Here is a 20502-nt window from a genome sequence, read left to right as displayed (position 1 = left end):
GGGCCCGCGCGAGGTCGTGAGCAGGCTCGGCGGGGTGGTACGGGAGTGATTCGGGGGAGTTTCGTGAGGGTGTCACGGAGGTGTGGTCCAGGGGGTCCGCCGGGGTAGAGGAGCAGCTCACGCGGCCTTGACAATGGGGCGAACCGCACCGTGGTCCCCCTCGCGCGAGGTGACCTGGATCATGTGGGTCGCGGAGGATAACACAGCCCCTGTGCAAGCTTGTGAAGGGGCGCACGAGCGACCCCCCAGGGGCAGGTGGATACTCGATGGCATGAGCACCACGGAGCGTCCCAGGATCCTCGTAGTAGGCGGTGGGTACGTAGGCCTGTACGCAGCTCGGCGCATTCTCAAGAAGATGCGCTACGGCGAGGCGACCGTCACGGTCGTCGACCCCCGGTCGTACATGACCTACCAGCCCTTCCTCCCCGAAGCCGCCGCCGGCAGCATCTCCCCTCGGCACGTCGTCGTCCCGCTGCGACGCGTCCTGCCCAAGGCGGAGGTCCTCACCGGTCGGGTCACCACCATCGACCAGGACCGCAAGGTCGCCACGATCGCCCCCCTCGTGGGCGAGGCGTACGAGCTGCCCTTCGACTACCTCGTCATCGCGATGGGCGCGGTCTCCCGCACCTTCCCGATCCCCGGCCTCGCCGAACAGGGCATCGGCATGAAGGGCATCGAGGAGTCCATCGGCCTGCGCAACCACGTCCTCGAACAGCTCGACAAGGCCGACTCCACCACCGACGAGGAGATCCGCCGCAAGGCGCTCACCTTCGTCTTCGTCGGCGGCGGCTTCGCCGGCGCGGAGACCATCGGCGAGGTCGAGGACATGGCCCGGGACGCGGCCAAGTACTACACCAACGTCTCCCGCGAGGACATGCGCTTCGTCCTCGTCGACGCCGCCGACAAGATCCTCCCGGAGGTCGGCCCCAAGCTCGGCCTCTACGGCAAGGAGCACCTGGAGAGCCGCGGGATCGAGATCTACCTCTCGACCTCGATGGACTCCTGCGTCGACGGTCACGTCGTGCTGAAGAACGGCCTTGAGGTCGACTCCAACACGATCGTGTGGACGGCCGGCGTCAAGCCGAACCCCGTTCTCTCCCGCTTCGGCCTCCCGCTCGGCCCGCGCGGTCACGTCGACGCGCAGCCGACCCTCCAGGTCACCGGCACCGACTACATCTGGACCGCCGGCGACAACGCCCAGGTGCCCGACATCGCAGCCCGCAAGGCCGGTGTCGAGAACGCCTGGTGCCCGCCGAACGCCCAGCACGCGCTGCGTCAGGCGAAGGTCCTCGGCGACAACGTGATCTCCGGCATGCGGGGCTTCCCGCAGAAGGAGTACTCGCACGCCAACAAGGGCGCCGTGGCCGGCCTCGGCCTCCACAAGGGCGTCGCCATGATCGTCATGGGCAAGATGAAGATCAAGGTCAAGGGCCGTCTCGCCTGGTACATGCACCGTGGCTACCACGGTCTGGCGATGCCGACCTGGAACCGCAAGATCCGCGTCTTCGCCGACTGGACGCTCGCGATGTTCCTCAAGCGCGAGGTCGTCTCGCTCGGCGCCATGGAGAACCCCCGCGAGGAGTTCTACGAGGCCGCCAAGCCGGCGCCCGCCCCGGCCGTCGCCGCCGAGCCCGCCGCGGGCAAGGCCGACGCGAAGGCCAAGGCCTCCTGACCGTCCGCGGTCACGGCTGAAGTACTGCGACACCCCCGAAGGGGCCATCCGCCATCCGTGGTGCGGGCGGCCCCTTCGGCGTTCCCGGACCGCCCCACCTCCATGGTCGATACACCTATTTTGCCTACTCGTAATGCTCAAGCAGGACTGCGAGCGGGCCTGGCCGGTGTTTACGTAGTGATGGACAATTCCGGGATCCGCGTCACGGAGGTGTGCGCCATGGCTGATGCCGCGCTGCGGCTCAAATCCCTCTTCGAACAGCTTCTGGGGACCCCCGTCCCGGTGCGCGTCCGCGCCTGGGACGGTTCCGAGGCCGGGCCGCCCGACGCGCCGGTCCTGGTCGTACGCAATCGCCGGGCCCTGCGCCGCCTCCTGTGGAAGCCCGGCGAACTGGGCATGGCACGGGCCTGGGTCTCCGGGGACCTCGACATCGAGGGCGACCTCTACGCGGCCCTCGACGCGATGTCCTCCCTGGTGTGGGAGCGCGGCGCCGACGCCCGCACCCTCACCCAGGCCCTGCGCGACCCCGAGGTGCGCTCGGCGGCCCGCGGACTGGTGAAGCTCGCCGGACTCCCGCTGCCGCCCGCCCCGCCCCCGGAGGAGGTCCGCCGCAGCCGCGCCCACCTGCACACCAAGCGCACCGACAAACGCGCCATCACCCACCACTACGACGTCGGCAACGACTTCTACGAGATCGTCCTCGGCCCCTCGATGGTCTACTCGTGCGCCTACTGGGACTCCCCGGACGGCACACTCGCGGACGCGCAGCGCGACAAGCTCGAACTCATCTGCCGCAAGCTGGAGTTGACGCCCGGTCAGCGACTCCTGGACGTCGGCTGCGGCTGGGGCTCGATGGCGATCCACGCGGCCCGCGAGTACGGCGTGCGCGTCGTCGGCGTGACCCTCTCGCAGGAACAGGCGGCCTACGCCCGCAAGCGCGTCGCCGAGGAGGGACTCACCGACCGGGTCGAGATCCGCGTCCAGGACTACCGCGACGTCACCGACGGCCCCTACGACGCCGTCTCCTCCGTCGGCATGGCCGAACACGTGGGCTCCGCACGGTACTTGGAGTACGCGAGAGACCTCTTCGCACTGCTCGGACCCGGCGGACGGCTGCTCAACCACCAGATCGCCCGCCGCCCCTGGCAGGACGAATCGGCCTACGACATCGACGGGTTCATCGACGCCTACGTCTTCCCGGACGGCGAACTCGCCCCGATCGGCACCACCGTGACCCAGCTGGAGAACGCCGGGTTCGAGGTGCGGGACGTCGAGGCGATCCGCGAGCACTACGCGCTCACCCTGCGCCGCTGGGTCGCCAACCTGGAGGCCGAGTGGCGGCGCGCGGTCGGGCTGGTCGGCGCCGGCCGGGCCCGGGTGTGGCGCCTCTACATGGCGGCCTCCGCCCTCGGCTTCGAACGCAACCGCATAGGCGTCAACCAGGTGCTGGCCGTCAAGACCCCCGAACCGGGCCGCTCCGGAATGCCGTTGCGCGCCCGCACCTGGAACTGACCGCGCTTTCGCGGCACATGGCCAGGGGCCCGTTCCGAATCCGGAACGGGCCCCTGGCCTCTTCTGTCAACTCCCGTCCCGCTACTCCGACTTGATGGCCGACAGCATGTTCAGCTTCGCCGCCCGCCGGGCCGGCCACAGGGCCGCCAGGACCCCGACCGTGCCCGCCAGCAGCAGGAACAGCGCCATCCGGGCCCAGGGGAGGACCAGTTCGTAGGTCGCCATCTTCGAGCCGATCAGCTCACCGGCCGCCCAGCCGAAGAAGACGCCCAGGCCGATGCCGAGCACCCCGCCGAAGAGCGAGATGACCAGGGACTCCAGCCGGACCATCCGCTTGATGCCCTTGCGGTCCAGGCCGATCGCACGCAGCATCCCGATCTCCTGCGAGCGCTCGAACACCGACATCGCGAGCGTGTTGATGACCCCGAGGACCGCGACGATCACCGCCATGGCGAGCAGGCCGTAGACCATGTTGAGGATCAGGGTGAAGACCTGCGCGACGCTGTCGGAGAGGTCCTTCTTGTCCTGGACCTTGACCGCCGGGTTGGAGCCGAGGGCCTTCTCCAGCCGGTCCTTGGTCGAACTCGACGCGCCGTCCGCGGTCTTGACCAGGATCTGCATGTCGGCCGGGTCGGTCTGGTGCGGGGAGAGCGTCGCGTTGTCGAGCATGATGCCGCGGATCAGCGCGTTGCCCTCGTAGACCGCGGAGACGGTGAGCTGCTGTGACTTGCCGTCCTCGTAGTGCGTGGTGAAGGTCGAACCGGCCTTCCAGTCATGGGACTTGGCGGTGTCGTCGTCCACCACGACCTGGGTGCCGCTGACCTTGAAGGTGCCGCTGTCGACCTTGAGGTCGGTGAGCCTGCCGATCGCGGAGCCGTTGACCCCGGTCAGGAACTCGCTCTTGCCGTCGATGCGCGAAGGGGCGTTGCGCAGCGGGCTGGTGGCCGTGACGCCGGAGGTGGTGGTGAGGGTCTTGTCGACGTCGGCGGAGAGTTCGTTGCCGTTCGCCATCGAGACGATGTAGTCGGCGCTGATCGCCGACGAGGCCATCCGGTCGATCGCCTGCTGGAGGCTGCCGGCCATCACCGTCATCCCGGTGATGAGGGTGAGGCCGATCATCAGCGCGGAGGCGGTGGCGGCCGTACGGCGCGGGTTGCGCACCGAGTTCTGCCGGGCCAGCTTGCCGGAGATCCCGAAGATCCGCAGCACCGGGGCCGCCGCCGCGATCAGCGGGCGGGACAGCAGCGGGGTCAGGATGAACACCCCGATGATCAGCAGCACGGCGCCGATGCCCATGGGCGCCTGGCCGTCCGAGCCGCTCATCGAGGTGGCCGCGATGACGACCGCGACGCCCGCCGCGGAGAACAGCGCGCCCAGCGTGTTGCGCAGCACCAGCGACTTGGTGGTGGCCTGCGCGTGCACGCTGCTCATCGCGGCGACCGGCGGGATCTTCGCGGCCCGGCGGCCGGGCAGCCAGGCGGCGAGCATCGTGATGAGGATGCCGACCGCGAGGGCGCTGAGCACCGTGTTCGAGGTGATGACGAGCGGGCCGTCCGGAACGGTCGCCCCGATCGTGCCCATCATGGCGCGCAGCCCGGCGCCGATGCCGATACCGGCCAGCAGACCGGCCACGGCGGCGACCGCGCCGACCACGAACGCCTCCAGCAGCACCGACCGCGTGACCTGGCGGCGCGAGGCGCCGACCGCGCGCAGCAGGGCCAGCTCCTTGGTGCGCTGGGCGACCAGCATGGTGAAGGTGTTGGCGATGATGAACGTACCGACGAAGAGGGCGATGCCCGCGAAGACCAGCAGCCCGGACTTCAGGCCGCTCATCGAGGAGGCGATCGTCTCGGCCTGGTCGTCGGCGAGCTTCTTGGCGGTGGTGGTCTCCGTGAGGCCCTTGGGCAGGGCCTGGTCGAGCTGCGTCTTGAGCGCCGCCTGACCGGTTCCGGCCTTGGCCTTCACGTCGATCTCGTCGTACGTCCCCGCCTTGCCGAACAGCTTCTGCGCGGTGGCCGTGTCGAAGAGGGCGAGGCTGCCGCCGGCGGCGACATTGCCGTCGTCGGTGGTGAAGATGCCGGTGATCCTGGGCGTCAGCACCGGCCCGTCGACCGAGAGGCGCACGGTGTCGCCGACCCGGTAGCCGGCCCGCTTCGCGGTCTCGGAGTCGATCGCGACCTCACCCGAACCGTGCGGCGCCGCACCGGACTTGAGGGGGTAGCGGGCGTCCTTGTCCCCCCAGTAGTTGCCGCCCTCCGACTGGAAGCCGCCGCCGATGAGCTTGCCCTTCTTGTCGGCGATGGCGGTGAAGCCGTTGACGACCCCGGTCGCGGAGGCGGCGCCGGGCACGTTGGCGCTGGTGTCCAGCATGGCCTGGGTCAGCTCGGGCGTCTTGCCGACCGCGTCGCCGGCGCTGTCCTGGTACTTGGCCCTGACGGCGACGTCGACCTGGTCGAAGCCCTTGGCCGAGCTGTTCTGGAAGGCGTTCGAGATGGTGTTGGTGAAGACCAGGGTCCCCGACACGAACGCGACGCCGAGCATCACGGCGAGCACGGTCATCAGGAGCCGGGCCTTGTGCGCGAGTACGTTGCGCAGAGCGGTGCGGAACATCAGCTGGTACGGCCCTTCGCGTCGAAACGCTTCATGCGGTCGAGGACGGAGTCGGCCGTCGGCTCGAAGAGCTCGTCGACGATGCGTCCGTCGGCGAGGAAGACCACCCGGTCCGCGTAGGCCGCGGCCACCGGGTCGTGGGTGACCATGACCACCGTCTGCCCCAGCTCCCGCACGGAGTTGCGCAGGAAGCCCAGTACCTCGGCGCCGGAGCGCGAGTCGAGGTTTCCGGTCGGCTCGTCGCCGAAGATGATGTCGGGGCGGGAGGCCAACGCCCGTGCCACGGCGACGCGTTGCTGCTGGCCGCCGGAGAGCTGCGCGGGCCGGTGCTTGAGCCGGTCGGAGAGCCCGATCATCCGGATCACTGAGTCCAGCCACTCCTTGTCCGGCTTGCGGCCCGCGATGTCCATGGGGAGCGTGATGTTCTCCAGGGCGGTCAGCGTCGGCAGCAGGTTGAACGCCTGGAAGATGAAGCCGATCTTGTCCCGGCGCAACTTCGTGAGCTGCTTGTCCTTCAGCGAGCCCAGCTCGGTGTCGCCTATCCGCACGGAACCGGACGAGAAGGTGTCCAGACCGGCCACGCAGTGCATGAGGGTGGACTTGCCGGACCCCGAGGGGCCCATGATCGCCGTGAACTCGGCCTGCCGGAAGGAGATCGAGACCTGGTCGAGGGCGACCACCTGGGTCTCGCCCTGTCCGTAGATCTTGGAAAGATCCGTGGCGCGCGCGGCCACGGAGGTGGCCCGGTCGGCGATGGGGGTGGTGGTCACGGAAGGCACTCCTGTCGGGACGACGGTGTTGCTGGGGACGCGTCCCATCCTCGCGGCCGTATCCCGCCGGGGAGTCACCCGCTGTTCCGGTTCCTGGGGCAGCCTTCAGTCGGACTGCACCCCGCGCTGTCATACCTGGGGATGAGGACCGCCCCCGAGCCGGACCCCGAGCCGGACTTCGCGCAGAGCCCCGTGCCGGCCCCCGGTCCGGGCCGGGTCAAGAACCGGTGGAGCACCCTCGTTCGGGCGGTGAAATTCCGTCATTCCGCATACAGGCCCCCAGACCGCACGCAAGGCTATTGGCAAGTGCTGATGGCTCTTTCCGCGGTCTGATGCACCCTCAGACATCAATAAAATAAGACAACATCGGTACGCCCGCCCGCTGTTGGGGAGACGCGCCCCGATAGGCTCGTGACCTCGATGCGGAGCCCACGGCCTGCCCGGATGGTGGAATGCAGACACGGCGAGCTTAAACCTCGCTGCCCCTTCGCGGGCGTGCCGGTTCAAGTCCGGCTCCGGGCACTATCGTGGTCACTTACGGTGACTTGTGGGGACGGTGTGTCGCCGTGACGTGCCCGAGTTCCCCGATCACCCCCCAACCGTTGACAGCCCGGCCCGGCCGGTCGGAGACTGAAGCGGCCAACAAGGTGAAGGAAATTTCACTCCACGAACATACCGAGCGAGACCGCACTCGAAGGGACCCCGATGCGTACCACCGTCGGCATCATCGGAGCCGGCCCCGCCGGGCTCCTGCTCGCCCGACTGCTGCACAACGCCGGTATCGACTCCGTCGTACTGGAGAGCCACGACCGGGAGTACGTCGAGCACCGGCAGCGGGCCGGGATCCTGGAGCAGGGGACCGTCGACGTGCTGCGGGCGGCCGGGGCCGGGGAGCGGATGGACCGGGAGGGGCTGCGGCACGACGGGATCGAGCTGCGCTTCGACCGCAGGCGGCACCGGGTGGACTTCCCGGCCCTCACCGGCGGACGGTCCGTCATGGTGTACGCGCAGACCGAGGTGTGCAAGGACCTGATCGCCCTTCAACTCGCGGACGGCGGGCCGCTGTTGTTCGAGGCCGAGGCGCTCGCGGTGGAGGGCGCGGACAGCGACCGCCCGCGCGTCCGGTTCCGGCAGCACGGCCGCGAGGACGTCCTCGACTGCGACTACGTCGTCGGCTGCGACGGATTCTGGGGCATCGCCCGCAACGCCGTCCCCGCCGGACTGACCCGCGTCTTCGAACGGTCCTACCCCTACGCCTGGCTCGGCATCCTCGCCGATGTCGCGCCCTCGCACGACGAACTCGTCTACGCCCGCCACGACCGCGGCTTCGCCCTGCTGTCCATGCGCTCCCCCTCCGTCTCCCGTCTCTACCTCCAGGTGGCGGAGGGCGCCGACGCCGAGAGCTGGAGCGACGACGCGATCTGGGACGAACTGGAGCGCCGGTTCGAGACGGCGGACGGCTGGACCCTCGACCGCGGGCCCATCACCCAGAAGTCCGTCACCCCCATGCGCTCCTACGTCCACGAACCCATGCGCCACGGCCGGCTCTTCCTGGCCGGCGACGCCGCGCACATCGTGCCGCCGACCGGGGCCAAGGGCCTCAACCTCGCGGTCGGCGACGTCGTCACCTTCGCGCGGGCACTGACGTACAAGAGGAGGACGGGCGGCGAGGAACTGCTCGACGGGTACTCCGCGACCTGTCTGCGGCGGGTGTGGCAGGCCGAGCGGTTCTCCTACGACATGACGAGCCTCCTGCACCCGGCGCCCGCCGCGACCCCCTTCGAGGGGCGGCTCCAGCTGGCCCGGCTGGAGCGCATCGCGTCCTCGCGGGCGGCCGAGACGGACCTCGCGGAGGCCTATACCGGATTCCCCCTGGAGGAACCGGCTGAACAGGGAGCTGAACAGGGATAAGACCCTGCCAAGGCGGGCGTCACGGGTTGGTACCAGTGTCCACAGGGCGTGCGGTCCACCGCGTACCGTGGCAGGACGAGGGGAAGATCCTCCCCAAGAGGTAGGGTCAAACTTTTGCCTACCTATTACTCTTGAGGCCAAGGCCGCGCGAGGCGGCCATGGAGGAGTGAAATGAGGAGCAGAAACCCGGTCTTCTCGCGACGGGGGTTCAGCCGCGACAACGGCTACGCGGGCTTCAACACCGCGCCGCAGGCCGGGGGCCCCGCCGTGGGCACGCAGGGCAACCCGTACGCCCAGGGCAACCCCTATGCGCAGAACCCCTACGCCCAGCAGGACCTCCAGCAGGGCGCACCGCCCCAGGCCCCGGCCACCACCGGCCGGATGACCATGGACGACGTCGTCCTGCGCACCGGTACCACCCTCGGCACGCTGATCGTCACGGCCGCGCTCGCCTGGGCGCTGCTCCCGGTCGACGACGCCAACATCGGCCGTTCCTACGGCATCGGGATCGGCGCCGCGCTGATCGCGATGGTGCTGGCGTTCGTCCAGTCCTTCAAGCGCAAGCCGGTCCCCGCGCTGATCCTGTCGTACGCCGCCCTGGAAGGCGTCTTCCTCGGCGTCGTCTCCAGCGTCGTCGACAACCGCATCGCGAGCGGCGCGGCCATGCAGGCTGTGATCGGCACGATGGCGGTCTTCGCCGGTGTGCTCATCGCGTACCGCGCGGGCTGGATCCGCGTCAACCGCCGCTTCTACGGCTTCGTGATGGCCGCCGCGCTCGGCTTCGTGCTGCTGATGGCGGTGAACCTGCTGTTCGCCGTGTTCGGCGGCGGTGACGGCCTCGGCTTCCGCAGCGGCCCGCTCGGCATCTTCTTCGGCGTCGTCGGCATCATCCTCGGTGCCTGCTTCCTGGCCCTGGACTTCAAGCAGGTCGAGGACGGCATCGCGTACGGCGCCCCCAAGGAAGAGGCCTGGCTCGCCGCCTTCGGTCTCACCCTGACGCTGGTGTGGATCTACATGGAGTTCCTGCGGATCCTCGCGATCCTCAACAGCAACGACTAGCCGACAGCCGGCCGATCGACGGCTGGCCGATCGCGCGAAAGGGCCCCGGGTTCGTCCCGGGGCCCTTCGTCGTGTCCGTGGTGCGCGCCTAGAGCAGTTTGCGCGCGGCCCTCCTCAGGTCGTACTCGTGAATGATCGCCTTGGCGTGGCCGTACGCGAGGTCGTGCTCGGCGCGGAGCCAGCTGACCTTCTCCTCGAAGCGGAAGAGGGCGGGGCCTTCGTCGACGGTGCGCAGCCAGTCGGACACTTCACGACCGGTGCAGTGGGGGATGCGGGCGAGCATGTTCTGGTGGGTCTCCTGGGAGAACACTTGGGACATCGGCGCCTCCGGACGCATGGGGTGTAAGCCGGTCCTTCAGGTCACCGTGCCTGAGCGTTCGCCCGTTGGCAACAGTCCGGGTGCGACGCGTAGTCTCGCGGCGTGGTGGATACGACGCGGTTGACTCAAGCGGTGGATCACTTCGCGGACCGGCTCAGGGCCGCGCCGCAGAGTCGTTTGCAACGAGGCGCTGCCGCGGAGGCGCTGGCGCTGGCCAGGCAGATGTCCCTGTGGGCGCAGTCCGTCGAGGAGCCGGGCGCCGCTGCCCGGGAGATGCCGGACGCGGGGATGTTCGCCGCGGCCGACCAAATCACCGTCGCTGTGCACGACTTGGCGGTCGTACTTCAGAACGACGCCGAGGTCGAGCGGGCGCTGGAGCTGGTCGCGGAGGCGCAGAAGAAGGCGGCGGTCTGAGGGGGCGTTGGCGGCCTGCGGTGCGTCGTGGCCGGTCGCGCCCCTAAAGACACGCTGGGCCCAGGTCTTTGAGGGGCGCGGGGAACTGCGCGACCGGCCCCCACCGGCCCGCACCCGACAACGGACCGGCGTACCCCTGACGATCAAAGGGACGCTATGACCCGGTCCGCCAGGATGTACACGTTCTCCTGGCCGCACGCGAACGTCAGCGTGTACGCGCCCGAGACTCCCGAGCCGCCCAGCAGGAACGGGGTCTCCCCGGACCGGAGCGCCGCCGCCAGGCGTTCCGCGGTCTCGCGGTGGCCCGGGGTCATGCAGAGGGTGGTGCCGTCGACGAAGACGTAGACGTCGAGCGTGCCGAGCGGACCGGGGCGGACGTCGGCCAGTTCGACGGCGGACTCGGCCAGTTCCTCCAGCGTCGCCACCGTGCGCTCGTGGTCGTTCGAGACCGGCGACTGCGCGGGGACGAAGTCAGGGTGGGACGGGTGGCGGCGACGGGCCGCGGCCAGTTCGGGGGAGTCGCCGGCGAACTCGTCGGCGTCCGCGGACAGCTCGGTCACCGGCTCCAGCGGCTCAAGGCCCACGAAGTCGCTCTGGCGGGGCATGAACAGCTCGCTGTCGGGCAGACCCAGCAGGGTCGGCACCTCGGTGTCGCGGGCCTCCTGGGCGGCCCAGAAGGCGCGCGCCTCGGCCAGCTCCCGTTCCCGCTCCTCGGCCAGTGCCTCGGCCACGGCGGCGCGTATCTCGTCCGTGTCGGCATGACTGCGGGCGGCGGGCACGAGCGCCCGTACGGCGGCGGCCCGGCCCTCGGCCAGTTCGGTGTGCAGGTCCGCCACCTGTCGACGGAGCACCAAGAGGGTGCGCAGGACGGCGACGCCCACGGCGCCTGTGGCGGCCGTGGTGAGCAGCAAAGCGATCGGCATGGCGCTCACTGACGTACTCCCGGTTCAAAGTCGACCCCCGACTTCCTACATCAGCTTGAAGGGCGGACTAACCAGCTGTCAGTGCGTAACGTCACGAATCGGGCAGGACTTTGGGCCCGATGTTTGGTGGTGAAACGGTCCTGACCTGGGGAAATCCCTCTTCGATGGGAGATAGGTCACATCCTGGGGGAGATTGGATCACAAATCGGCCCGGAACCCAGGTGGTTACCGGGTTCCGGGCCTGAGGGTGACGCAAAGTTCCCGTACGGCTACGGGCAGTTGATCAGCTGAGGCGCTCGATGACCATCGCCATGCCCTGGCCGCCGCCGACGCACATCGTCTCCAGGCCGAACTGCTTGTCGTGGAACTGGAGCGAGTTGATCAGCGTGCCGGTGATGCGGGCGCCGGTCATGCCGAAGGGGTGGCCGACCGCGATGGCGCCGCCGTTCACGTTCAGCTTCTCCAGCGGGATGTTCAGGTCGCGGTAGGACGGGATCACCTGGGCGGCGAACGCCTCGTTGATCTCGAACAGGTCGATGTCGTCGACGGTCAGACCCGCGCGGCCCAGCGCCTGCTTGGACGCCTCGACCGGGCCGAGGCCCATGATCTCGGGGGAGAGGCCGGAGACACCGGTCGACACGATCCGGGCCAGCGGGGTCAGGCCCAGCTCGCGGGCCTTGGTGTCGCTCATGATGACGACCGCGGCGGCGCCGTCGTTCAGCGGGCAGCAGTTGCCGGCCGTGACCAGGCCGTCGGGGCGGAACACCGGCTTGAGGCCGGAGACGCCCTCCAGGGTGACGCCGGCGCGCGGCCCGTCGTCCTTGCTGACGACCGTGCCGTCGGGCAGCGTGACCGGGGTGATCTCGCGCTCCCAGAAGCCGTTCTTGATGGCTTCCTCGGCGAGGTTCTGCGAGCGGACGCCGAACTCGTCCATGTCCTGGCGGGTGACGCCCTTGATCCGGGCGAGGTTCTCCGCGGTCTGGCCCATCGCGATGTACGGGTCGGGCAGCAGGCCGTCCTCGCGCGGGTCGTGCCAGCTGGAGCCCTCGGACGCGGCGGTGGCGGCGGTGCGGGCCTGCGCCTCGGCGAAGATCGGGTTGGTGGTGTCCGGCAGGCCGTCCGAGCTGCCCTTGACGTAACGGGACACCGTCTCGACACCGGCCGAGATGAAGACGTCGCCCTCGCCGGCCTTGATGGCGTGCAGGGCCATCCGGCTGGTCTGGAGGGACGAGGAACAGTAACGGGTGATCGTGCAGCCCGGCAGATGGTCCATGCCCAGCTGTACGGCGACGATCCGGCCGAGGTTGTAGCCCTGCTCGCCGCCGGGGAGGCCGCAGCCGAGCATCAGGTCCTCGATGAGCTTCGGGTCCAGCTCGGGGATCTTGTCGAGGGCGGCCTGGACGATCGTGGCGGTGAGGTCGTCGGGGCGCAGGTCCTTGAGGGAGCCCTTGACGGCGCGGCCGATGGGCGAGCGGGCGGTCGAGACGATGACGGCTTCGGGCATCACGGCTCCATTGGCGTTTTGTACGGGGGGACTGCACGTCTCCTTCGGAAGTTACCCGTACGTATGGCACAGGTCACGGGGATCGCTGTGTGACCCTGGCCGCAGTTTTCTAAGCGCTTGCTTTTCCCGGTGCCCGCTCTCCCCGGGTCAGGGGTGGGCGCTCCGTACCGGAGCGATCTCCGGCTCGGGCACCCGCCGCCGCTTCCGCCGCTTCAGCAGGGCCCACGGCCCGCGCGGCCCGGTCGGCATCGCCGCCGTGACCTCCGTGCCCGGCTCCGCCGCGGCCTCCGCCGCCGCCCGTGCCACCGGCAGGAAGCCCTCGCGGCGGGACACGTCCGGGCGGTCCTCCTCGGCCGGCCACAGGCCCAGGGCCGCGCAGACGGTCGGCAGCACCGCCATCGCCGCCGTCGCGTAGCCCTCCGTCGAGGGGTGGAAGTTGTCCGGGCCGAACAGCTCGCGCGGGTTCGCCGCGAACTCGGGGCCCAGCAGGTCGCCCAGCGACACCGTGCGCCCGCCCTGCTCGACCGTGCCGATCGTCTGCGCCGCCGCCAGCTGCCGGGAGGCCCGGCGGGCCAGCCAGCGCAATGGCTGCTGGACCTGCTCCACCGTCCCGAGGTCGGGACAGGTGCCCACGACCACCTCGGCACCGGCCGTCCGCAGCCGCCGTACCGTCGCCGAGAGGTGGCGGACCGATCTGGTCGGGTGCATGCGGTGGGTGACGTCGTTCGCGCCGATCATGATCACGCACACGTCCGGCACCCGGGAGGTGTCCGCGAGGGCGAGGGCCACCTGGCGGTCCAGGTCGTCGGACTGGGCGCCCGGGAGCGCCACGTTGCGCAGCTCGACCGGCCGCTCCGAGACCGCCGCGAGGCCGGACGCCAGCAGCGCGCCCGGGGTCTGCGCGGCCCGGTGCACCCCCTGGCCCGCGGCCGTGGAGTCGCCGAGCATGGTCAGCCGCAGCGGGGGTTCGCCCGGGGTCTCGTAGACATGGCCGTAGCGGCCGTCGGCGCTCGGCACATGGTTGCTGCCCGGCGCGCCGCCGTTGCCCACGTGCCGTTTCACGAAGCGCACCTCGGCCAGCACCAGGCCGACGGCCGCCGCGCCCACCAGCCCGACCCCGCCACCGCCGTACGCCGCACCGGCCGCGATCCTGCGGGCCACCCGCGCCCTCGACATCTTCGTCATACGCCGCCGCCACCTCCTCTGAGCCGTCATCCACTCCTTGCCCCGAACAGCAGGTGGCCCAATCTCAACAGGCGGTGAACGTCATTTATGGGCCTTAGGCTGACGGGACCAGTCACGACCACTTCTTTTGCAGCAACCGGAGACAACGGTGCAATTCCACGACTCGATGATCAGCCTCGTCGGCAACACCCCGCTGCTGAGGCTCAACAGCGTGACCGCGGGTATCCAGGCGACCGTTCTCGCCAAGGTGGAGTACTTCAACCCCGGCGGCAGCGTGAAGGACCGCATCGCGCTGCGTATGATCGAGGCGGCCGAGAAGAGCGGGGAGCTCCGGCCCGGCGGCACCATCGTCGAGCCGACCAGCGGGAACACCGGCGTCGGCCTGGCCATCGTCGCGCAGCAGAAGGGGTACCACTGCATCTTCGTGTGCCCCGACAAGGTGTCCACCGACAAGATCAACGTGCTGCGCGCGTACGGCGCCGAAGTGGTCGTCTGCCCCACCGCCGTGGATCCCGAGCACCCGGACTCGTACTACAACGTCTCCGACCGCCTGGTCCGCGAGACGCCGGGCGCCTGGAAGCCCGACCAGTACTCCAACCCGAACAACCCGCTCTCCCACTACCACTCGACCGGCCCCGAGCTGTGGGAGCAGACCGAGGGGAGGATCACCCACTTCGTGGCGGGCGTCGGCACCGGCGGCACCATCTCCGGCACCGGGCGCTACCTCAAGGACGCCAGCGAGGGCCGGGTGCAGGTCGTCGGCGCCGACCCCGAGGGCTCCGTCTACTCCGGCGGCTCCGGGCGGCCGTATCTCGTCGAGGGCGTCGGTGAGGACTTCTGGCCGACGGCCTACGACCGCACGGTCGCGGACGAGATCGTCCCCGTGTCCGACAAGGACTCCTTCCAGATGACCCGCCGCCTCGCCAAGGAGGAGGGGCTGCTGGTGGGCGGCTCGTGCGGGATGGCCGTCGTCGCCGCGCTGCGGGTCGCCGAGCGGCTCGGCCCGGACGACGTCGTCGTCGTCCTGCTCCCCGACAGCGGGCGCGGCTACCTCTCCAAGATCTTCAACGACGAGTGGATGGCCGACTACGGCTTCCTGGAGGACGAGGGCCCCAGCGCCCGCGTCGCCGACGTCCTCAACGACAAGGTGCACGGCGCCATCCCCTCCCTCGTGCACATGCACCCGGACGAGACCGTCGGCGAGGCCATCGAGGTGCTGCGCGAGTACGGCGTCTCGCAGATGCCGATCGTGAAGCCGGGCGCCGGTCACCCGGACGTCATGGCGGCCGAGGTCGTCGGCTCGGTCGTCGAACGCGAGCTGCTGGACGCGCTGTTCGCCCAGCGGGCCTCGCTCTCCGACCCGCTGGAGAAGCACATGTCGGCGCCGCTGCCGCAGGTCGGTTCCGGTGAGCCGGTGGGCGACCTGATGTCCGTGCTCGGCGCGGCCGACGCGGCGATCGTCCTGGTCGAGGGCAAGCCGACCGGGGTCATCAGCCGGCAGGACCTGCTGTCCTTCCTCGCCAAGGGCGGGAAGCAGTAGCGAACGTCCGGTGAACGGGCCGTGTCGGCGGCGACTTTGCGGTCGCCCACCGAATCGGTGGACTTCGCGGAAGTGGTACGAGCGCGTCACGTCCACGCAGCACCCGCTTAACACGGGTACGGCAGATTAGTGGGTGTCGGCAGGGCGGGAGCGGCTCCCCGCCTCGCCGACACAAAAACGGCGTCACGGACCTCCGGAGCGGCTCCCGGACCTCCACCGACGCCCAGGACGCGCCAGCCTGGCCCTGACCCGGCCCGCGTCCCTCGCGGGGACCGCCGTCGTCCCGCCCTCCCGTCAACGGGGGGTGCGGCGGTCCCCGCGCATAGCTTTTCCAGTCGTAGGACCACTCATGGGGCCAGTCGTCCGCCCCCTCGTTTTTCTACGAGCAGTGCTCAGTCCTCCCACTCGCTGTCCTGCGAGGGGGACTTGTGGTGTCGTCCGCCGAACAGTCCCGGGTTGGTGCGGGCGGCCTGGACGGTGTTGACGCCGACGATGCCGACCCAGGCCACCAGAAGGCCGGGGAGGTGGGCGATGCCCCCGCCGATCGCGGAGAGCGGGATCGCCAGCACCATCGAGACGATGCCGAAGCCGAAGCGCTCGCCCCAGGAGTCGGTGGGCTTCGGGCCCCGCGAGCCGCGCGCGACCACCATCTGCTGCTCGGCCATCTGCCGCCGCACCCGGCGCTCCACCGCGCCGTCGATGCGCTGGTCGACCTTCTCCAGGAACGAGTCGACCAGCGCCGACTCGTACTCGTCGCCCAGCTCCCTGCGTGCTTGCAGGGTGGCGTTGAGTTCCTTCTTGAGTTCGGTGTCGTGCGAGTCCATTCCCGTCATGCGCCTCAGAGTAGGGAGACGGCACGCCCGCTGCACTGGGGATAGCCCCCCTGTTCGGGGTCGGGTTCACCGGGAGCGGGGCGCGCGGGTCAGGGCAGCAGGGAGACGAGTTTTGTGCCGAGGTCGAAGCGTCCCGCCGCGATGTGCGCCGACGCGAACGCGGGGTCGGCGCGGATCGCGTCCCTGACCCAGGCCGTGTGGGCGCACATCGTGTGCTCGGCCCAGTCGCCGGGCAGCGCGCGGGTGCGGTGCGCGGCCGGGGCGATCTCGTCCACCAGCAGGGCGAGATGGCCGGGCACGGGAGCGCCGGTCTCCAGGTGGGCGAGGGTCGCCGCCACCGCCCCGCAGCGCTCATGGCCGAGCACCAGCACCAGGGGGATGCCCAGTTCCTCGACGCCGTACTGGACGGCCGCGAGCACCGCCTCGTCCAGGACCTCGCCCGCCGTCCTGGTGCACAGCAGGTCGCCGAGGCCCTGGTCGAAGACCAGCTCGGGCGGTACCCGGCAGTCGACGCAGCCGACGATCACCGCGAACGGGTGCTGTGCGGCGGCCGGCCGGTGACGGGAGTGGCCGGTGGCGTAACGCCGGTTGCCGTCCAGCAGTTCGGTGAGGGCTGCGGGTGCGGTGGCCGTCGGAAAGGCCGTGCGGTTCGAGGCCATGCGTTTCCTCAGGTGGTGGGGGTGTAATCACCCTACGCATGCGAGCAGTTACCCAGAGTGTCGATTTAATGACGCTTGGGTGATTCGTCGTCAGATCATCGACCGGGCATTACTTCTTCAGCCCGTGCTGCTTCGCGTACGCGTTCGCCACGTCCTCCGGGTCCTTCTTGTCCTTGTCCACCTGGCGGTTCAACTCGGTGAGCTGGGCCGTGGTGAGCAGATTGCCGAGCCGGGCCAGTGCCTTGCGGACCGTGGAGTCGGCGACGCGGTCGGCGATGAGCGGGACGATGTGCTGGCTGGGGATCAGGGTCTTGGGGTCGGTCAGCACGACCCAGTCGTTGGCCTTGATGTCGGTGTCGGTGGTGAACAGGTTCGCCACGTCCACATCGCCCTTCTTCAGCGCGCCCTTCACCAACGGCCCGTCGGAATCAAGGGACTTGAACTCCTTGAACTCCACGCCGTACACGTCTTTCAGTCCTACGACGCCCACCTGACGGGTCTTCACCTCGGCGGAGGCGCCCAGCGTCAGCTTGCCGTTGTACTTCGCCAGGTCGGCCAGCGAGGTCAGGCCGTACTTCTTCGCGGTCGCGCGGGTGACGGCGAAGCAGTCCGCGTCCTCCGCGATGCCGTAGGGCAGGACCTGGAGGCCGGCGGGGAGGGCGAGGGTGAGGGCGTTCTGCATCTCGCCCGCCTCCGCGACCATGGACTTGGGCTGGAGGTAGGTGAGCAGCGAGCCCTGGTACTCGGGGAGGAGGTCGATGTCACCGCTCTTGAGGGCGGGGAAGACGATCTCGCGGGTGCCGAGGTTGGGGCGGACCTTGACCTTCACTCCGGCCGTCTCCAGGACGGCGGCGTAGAGGTAGCCCAGCACCTGGTTCTCGGTGAAGTTGGCGGTGCCGATGGTGACGCCGTTCTTGCTGGAGGCGCTGCCACCGCCCGCCGATCCCCCGCCGTCGAGCGAGGTGACCCCACTCGAACACGAGGACAGGACAGGCACGGCGACGGCCGTTCCGGCGAGGGCGCCGAGAAGGGTACGACGGTTCATTTCAAGTTCCTTCAGATTCAGCGCGCCCCAAGGGGCGCGGGGAACTGCGCGACCAGCCACGACGAAGCCGCAGACGAAAAGCGGCAATCCACCGGAGGACTCACGCCGTGCGGTGGCGGAAGAGGTATCGCTGAAGGGCCGACAGGCCCAGGTCCAGCACGATGGCGACGACAGCCACAAGCACCGCCCCGCCGAGCACTTGGACCAGATCCCGTTGGGCGAGCCCGTCGAACACGTACCGGCCCAGCCCGCCGAAAGACACGTACGCGGCGATCGTGGCCGTGGCCACCACCTGGATCAGGGCGAGCCGCAGGCCGGTCATGATCAGGGGGAGCGCGAGGGGCAACTCGACCTGGAACAGGACCTGGTGGCCGCGCATGCCCTGGCCGCGTGCCGCGTCCTTCACGTCCGGGTCGACGGCGGTCATCCCGGCGTAGGTGTTCGTCACGATGGACGGGACCGCGAGGGCGACCAGCGCGATGTACACCGGCCACATCGACAGGCCGCTGGCGAGGAAGACCAGGACGACCAGACCCACGGTCGGCAGCGCGCGGCCGAAGGAGGCCAGGTTGATCGCGAGGAACGCGCCCTTGCCGGTGTGCCCGATCAGCAGGCCCAGCGGGAGGCCGATCACGGCCGCGATGAGAGTGGCCAGCAGCGAGTACTGGAGGTGCTCGGCGAGGCGGTGCGCGATGCCGTCCGAACCGGCCCACTGGGAGCCGCTGGTCAGCCACTTGGCGAGGTTCTTGAAGAGTTCGTACATCAGGCTCGCCGCCTCTTCCACGGGGTGAGTACGTACTGGAGGGCGACCAGGGCCGCGTCCGCGACCACGGCGAGCAGCAGGGTGAGGACCACGCCCACGATCACCGGGGTCGGGAAGTCCCGCTGGAAGCCGTCGGTGAAGAGCTGGCCGAGGCCGCCGTCGCCGATGTAGGTCGCCACGGAGACCAGGGAGATCGACATGACCGTGGCGATGCGGACGCCCGCCATGATCACCGGGAGCGCGAGGGGGAGTTCGACGGTGAGGAGCGTGCGCAGCGGGCGCGTGCCCATCGCCTTCGCCGCCTCCTTCGTCTTCGCGGGGACCGAGTCGAGCCCCTCGACCGTGTTCCGCAGCAGCACGACCAGCGTGTAGACCGTCAGGCCGATCACGGTCGTGGTGCGGGTCAGGCCGCTGATGGGGAGGAGGAGGACGAAGATCGCGATCGAGGGGATCGTGAACAGCACGTTCGAGAGGCCGAGCAGGAAGCCTCGGAGCGGGCGGACCCGGTGGGCCAGGACCGCCAGCGGGAGCGAGATGACCAGGCCGAAGAAGACGGCGGTCAGCGCGGCCTGGAGGTGCGAGAACGTGAGGCTGGTCAGGTCGTCGGTGTGGTCGCCGATCCACGACCAGTCGACGCTCATGCCGCCACCCGCGCTTCGGCGTGCGCCTGGCCCGCGTGGGTGTGGATGTCGTCGCGGGAGGAGACCCCGGTGAGGACACCGGCCGCGTCCACGCGGACGATCAGGCCGTTGGGGGAGGCGACGGACTCGTTGAGGGCGGCGAGCAGCGAGTCGCCGTCCGTGAGCGGTCGTACGGGGATCTCGGTGTTCTCGGACGCCCAGTGGAGGGGCTTGCGGGCCTCGTCCAGGACCAGGGTCCAGGCGGTGCCCTGGGGGGCCGGGCCCTGCGGGACGTCCGCGAGGGTGGTCAGGGAGAGCAGCTTGAGACCGCGCTCGGCGCCGAGGAAGTCGGCGACGAAGTCGTCGGCCGGACGGGCGAGGAGTTCGGCGGGCGCCGCGCACTGGACGAGGTGGCCGCCGGTGCGGAAGATCGCGATCTTGTCGCCGAGCCGTACGGCCTCGTCGATGTCGTGCGTGACGAAGACGATGGTCTTGTTCAACTCCTTCTGGAGGCGCAGGAGTTCGTCCTGGAGCTGAGTGCGGACCACCGGGTCCACGGCGCCGAAGGGCTCGTCCATCAGCAGGACGGGCGGGTCGGCGGCGAGCGCGCGGGCCACGCCGACGCGCTGCTGCTGGCCGCCGGAGAGCTGGTGCGGGTACCGCTTGCCGGCGTCGGCGGCCAGGCCGACGGTCTCCAGCAGCTCGGCCGCGCGGGCCCTGGCCTTCTTCCGGCCGTGGCCCAGCAGGAGCGGCACGGTGGCGATGTTGTCGAGGACCGTGCGGTGCGGGAAGAGCCCCGACTGCTGGATGACGTACCCGATGGAGCGGCGCAGTTCGGCGGCGTCCTGCTGGGTGACGTCCTTGCCGCCGACCTTGATGACGCCCGAGGTCGGGTCGATCATCCGGTTGATCATCCGAAGGGTGGTCGTCTTGCCGCAACCGGAGGAACCGACCAGTACGGTGACCCCGCCTTCCGGCATCTCCAGGGAGAGGTCGTGAACTGCTGTCGTGCCGTTGGGGAAGCGCTTGTGGACCGCGTCGAACTGGATCATGAGTTGTCCCTTGCCCGGCTGTATAACGTCATGCAGAGTTCTCGGTGTCTGAATAGTTTGTCAATGTCTCCGCGTTAATCCGAGGTAACGGATGCCCGGTAGGCAAGATCC

General features: G+C 69.7%; 18 protein-coding genes and 1 tRNA gene. 7 read left to right on the top strand and 12 right to left on the bottom strand.

Going from position 1 to position 20502, the window contains the following annotated elements:
• Positions 1-271: 271 nt before the first annotated feature.
• Entirely contained in the window at positions 272-1672 is a 1401-nt protein-coding gene (locus ACIQPR_RS03880; RefSeq protein WP_403641424.1) for an NAD(P)/FAD-dependent oxidoreductase, read from the top strand.
• A 219-nt stretch (positions 1673-1891) separates the two neighbouring features.
• A complete protein-coding gene (locus ACIQPR_RS03875; RefSeq protein ID WP_403641422.1) occupies positions 1892-3184 on the top strand; it encodes a class I SAM-dependent methyltransferase in 1293 nt (430 codons plus the stop codon).
• A gap of 81 nt (positions 3185-3265) precedes the next feature.
• Here ACIQPR_RS03875 and ACIQPR_RS03870 read toward each other — a convergent pair whose 3' ends face one another.
• Together ACIQPR_RS03870 and ACIQPR_RS03865 are read right to left on the bottom strand one after the other, a co-directional pair.
• Positions 3266-5794 (bottom strand): ABC transporter permease, encoded by a 2529-nt coding sequence (locus ACIQPR_RS03870; RefSeq protein WP_403641419.1) that lies wholly within the window; start codon positions 5792-5794, stop codon positions 3266-3268.
• Positions 5794-6564 carry an ABC transporter ATP-binding protein gene (locus ACIQPR_RS03865; RefSeq protein ID WP_403641416.1) on the bottom strand — a complete coding sequence of 257 codons (771 nt, stop codon included), beginning with the start codon at positions 6562-6564 and terminating at the stop codon, positions 5794-5796. The genes ACIQPR_RS03870 and ACIQPR_RS03865 overlap by 1 nt, the downstream gene beginning before the upstream one ends.
• Positions 6565-7002: 438 nt before the next feature.
• Here ACIQPR_RS03865 and ACIQPR_RS03860 point away from each other — a divergent pair.
• The 3 genes from ACIQPR_RS03860 to ACIQPR_RS03850 all read left to right on the top strand — a co-directional run bounded on the left by ACIQPR_RS03860 (position 7003) and on the right by ACIQPR_RS03850 (position 9534).
• Positions 7003-7086, top strand: a tRNA-Leu gene (locus ACIQPR_RS03860).
• 183 nt (positions 7087-7269) lie between these two features.
• Positions 7270-8475 carry a 4-hydroxybenzoate 3-monooxygenase gene (locus ACIQPR_RS03855; RefSeq protein WP_403641414.1) on the top strand — a complete coding sequence of 402 codons (1206 nt, stop codon included), beginning with the start codon at positions 7270-7272 and terminating at the stop codon, positions 8473-8475.
• A 171-nt stretch (positions 8476-8646) separates the two neighbouring features.
• Entirely contained in the window at positions 8647-9534 is an 888-nt protein-coding gene (locus tag ACIQPR_RS03850) for a Bax inhibitor-1/YccA family protein (RefSeq protein WP_403641411.1), read from the top strand.
• Positions 9535-9622: 88 nt separating this feature from the next.
• On the opposite strand, the gene ACIQPR_RS03845 is transcribed toward ACIQPR_RS03850, so the two are convergent.
• Positions 9623-9853: a DUF4287 domain-containing protein gene (locus tag ACIQPR_RS03845; protein ID WP_366316557.1), complete on the bottom strand. Its 231-nt coding sequence runs from the start codon at positions 9851-9853 to the stop codon at positions 9623-9625.
• A gap of 102 nt (positions 9854-9955) precedes the next feature.
• Here ACIQPR_RS03845 and ACIQPR_RS03840 point away from each other — a divergent pair, with 102 nt between their 5' ends.
• Positions 9956-10267 carry a hypothetical protein gene (locus ACIQPR_RS03840; protein WP_403641409.1) on the top strand — a complete coding sequence of 104 codons (312 nt, stop codon included), beginning with the start codon at positions 9956-9958 and terminating at the stop codon, positions 10265-10267.
• 143 nt (positions 10268-10410) lie between these two features.
• Here the strand turns inward: ACIQPR_RS03840 and ACIQPR_RS03835 are convergent, their stop codons facing one another.
• The 3 genes from ACIQPR_RS03835 to ACIQPR_RS03825 form a co-directional block, all read right to left on the bottom strand.
• Positions 10411-11190 (bottom strand): hypothetical protein, encoded by a 780-nt coding sequence (locus ACIQPR_RS03835; RefSeq protein ID WP_403642908.1) that lies wholly within the window; start codon positions 11188-11190, stop codon positions 10411-10413.
• A 283-nt stretch (positions 11191-11473) separates the two neighbouring features.
• The gene (locus ACIQPR_RS03830; RefSeq protein WP_403641406.1) at positions 11474-12694 is read right to left on the bottom strand and encodes an acetyl-CoA C-acetyltransferase; all 1221 of its coding nucleotides are present in this window, start codon (positions 12692-12694) and stop codon (positions 11474-11476) included.
• A gap of 147 nt (positions 12695-12841) precedes the next feature.
• Positions 12842-13879 carry an SGNH/GDSL hydrolase family protein gene (locus ACIQPR_RS03825; protein ID WP_403641403.1) on the bottom strand — a complete coding sequence of 346 codons (1038 nt, stop codon included), beginning with the start codon at positions 13877-13879 and terminating at the stop codon, positions 12842-12844.
• 148 nt (positions 13880-14027) lie between these two features.
• Between ACIQPR_RS03825 and ACIQPR_RS03820 the strand changes: the two genes are divergently transcribed.
• Entirely contained in the window at positions 14028-15419 is a 1392-nt protein-coding gene (locus ACIQPR_RS03820; RefSeq protein WP_403641400.1) for a cystathionine beta-synthase, read from the top strand.
• A 392-nt stretch (positions 15420-15811) separates the two neighbouring features.
• On the opposite strand, the gene ACIQPR_RS03815 is transcribed toward ACIQPR_RS03820, so the two are convergent.
• The 6 genes from ACIQPR_RS03815 to ACIQPR_RS03790 form a co-directional block, all read right to left on the bottom strand.
• A complete protein-coding gene (locus tag ACIQPR_RS03815) occupies positions 15812-16243 on the bottom strand; it encodes a hypothetical protein (RefSeq protein ID WP_403642905.1) in 432 nt (143 codons plus the stop codon).
• Positions 16244-16341: 98 nt separating this feature from the next.
• Complete coding sequence (locus ACIQPR_RS03810) at positions 16342-16911, bottom strand: carbonic anhydrase (protein WP_403641398.1); 570 nt, start codon at positions 16909-16911, stop codon at positions 16342-16344.
• A gap of 109 nt (positions 16912-17020) precedes the next feature.
• A complete protein-coding gene (locus tag ACIQPR_RS03805; RefSeq protein ID WP_403641395.1) occupies positions 17021-17956 on the bottom strand; it encodes an ABC transporter substrate-binding protein in 936 nt (311 codons plus the stop codon).
• 100 nt (positions 17957-18056) lie between these two features.
• The gene (locus ACIQPR_RS03800) at positions 18057-18719 is read right to left on the bottom strand and encodes an ABC transporter permease (protein WP_403642902.1); all 663 of its coding nucleotides are present in this window, start codon (positions 18717-18719) and stop codon (positions 18057-18059) included.
• Positions 18719-19360, bottom strand: coding sequence for an ABC transporter permease (locus ACIQPR_RS03795; RefSeq protein ID WP_403641392.1), 642 nt, complete (start codon positions 19358-19360; stop codon positions 18719-18721). The genes ACIQPR_RS03800 and ACIQPR_RS03795 overlap by 1 nt, the downstream gene beginning before the upstream one ends.
• Entirely contained in the window at positions 19357-20391 is a 1035-nt protein-coding gene (locus ACIQPR_RS03790; protein ID WP_403641389.1) for an ABC transporter ATP-binding protein, read from the bottom strand. Before ACIQPR_RS03790 ends, ACIQPR_RS03795 begins: the two co-directional genes overlap by 4 nt.
• Positions 20392-20502 lie beyond the last annotated feature (111 nt).

This window comes from Streptomyces sp. NPDC091280 (genome assembly GCF_044768565.1).
GTDB lineage: Bacteria > Actinomycetota > Actinomycetes > Streptomycetales > Streptomycetaceae > Streptomyces.
The sequence above is the reverse complement of the archived record's forward strand: the minus strand, read 5'-3'. Positions and strand labels throughout refer to the sequence as shown.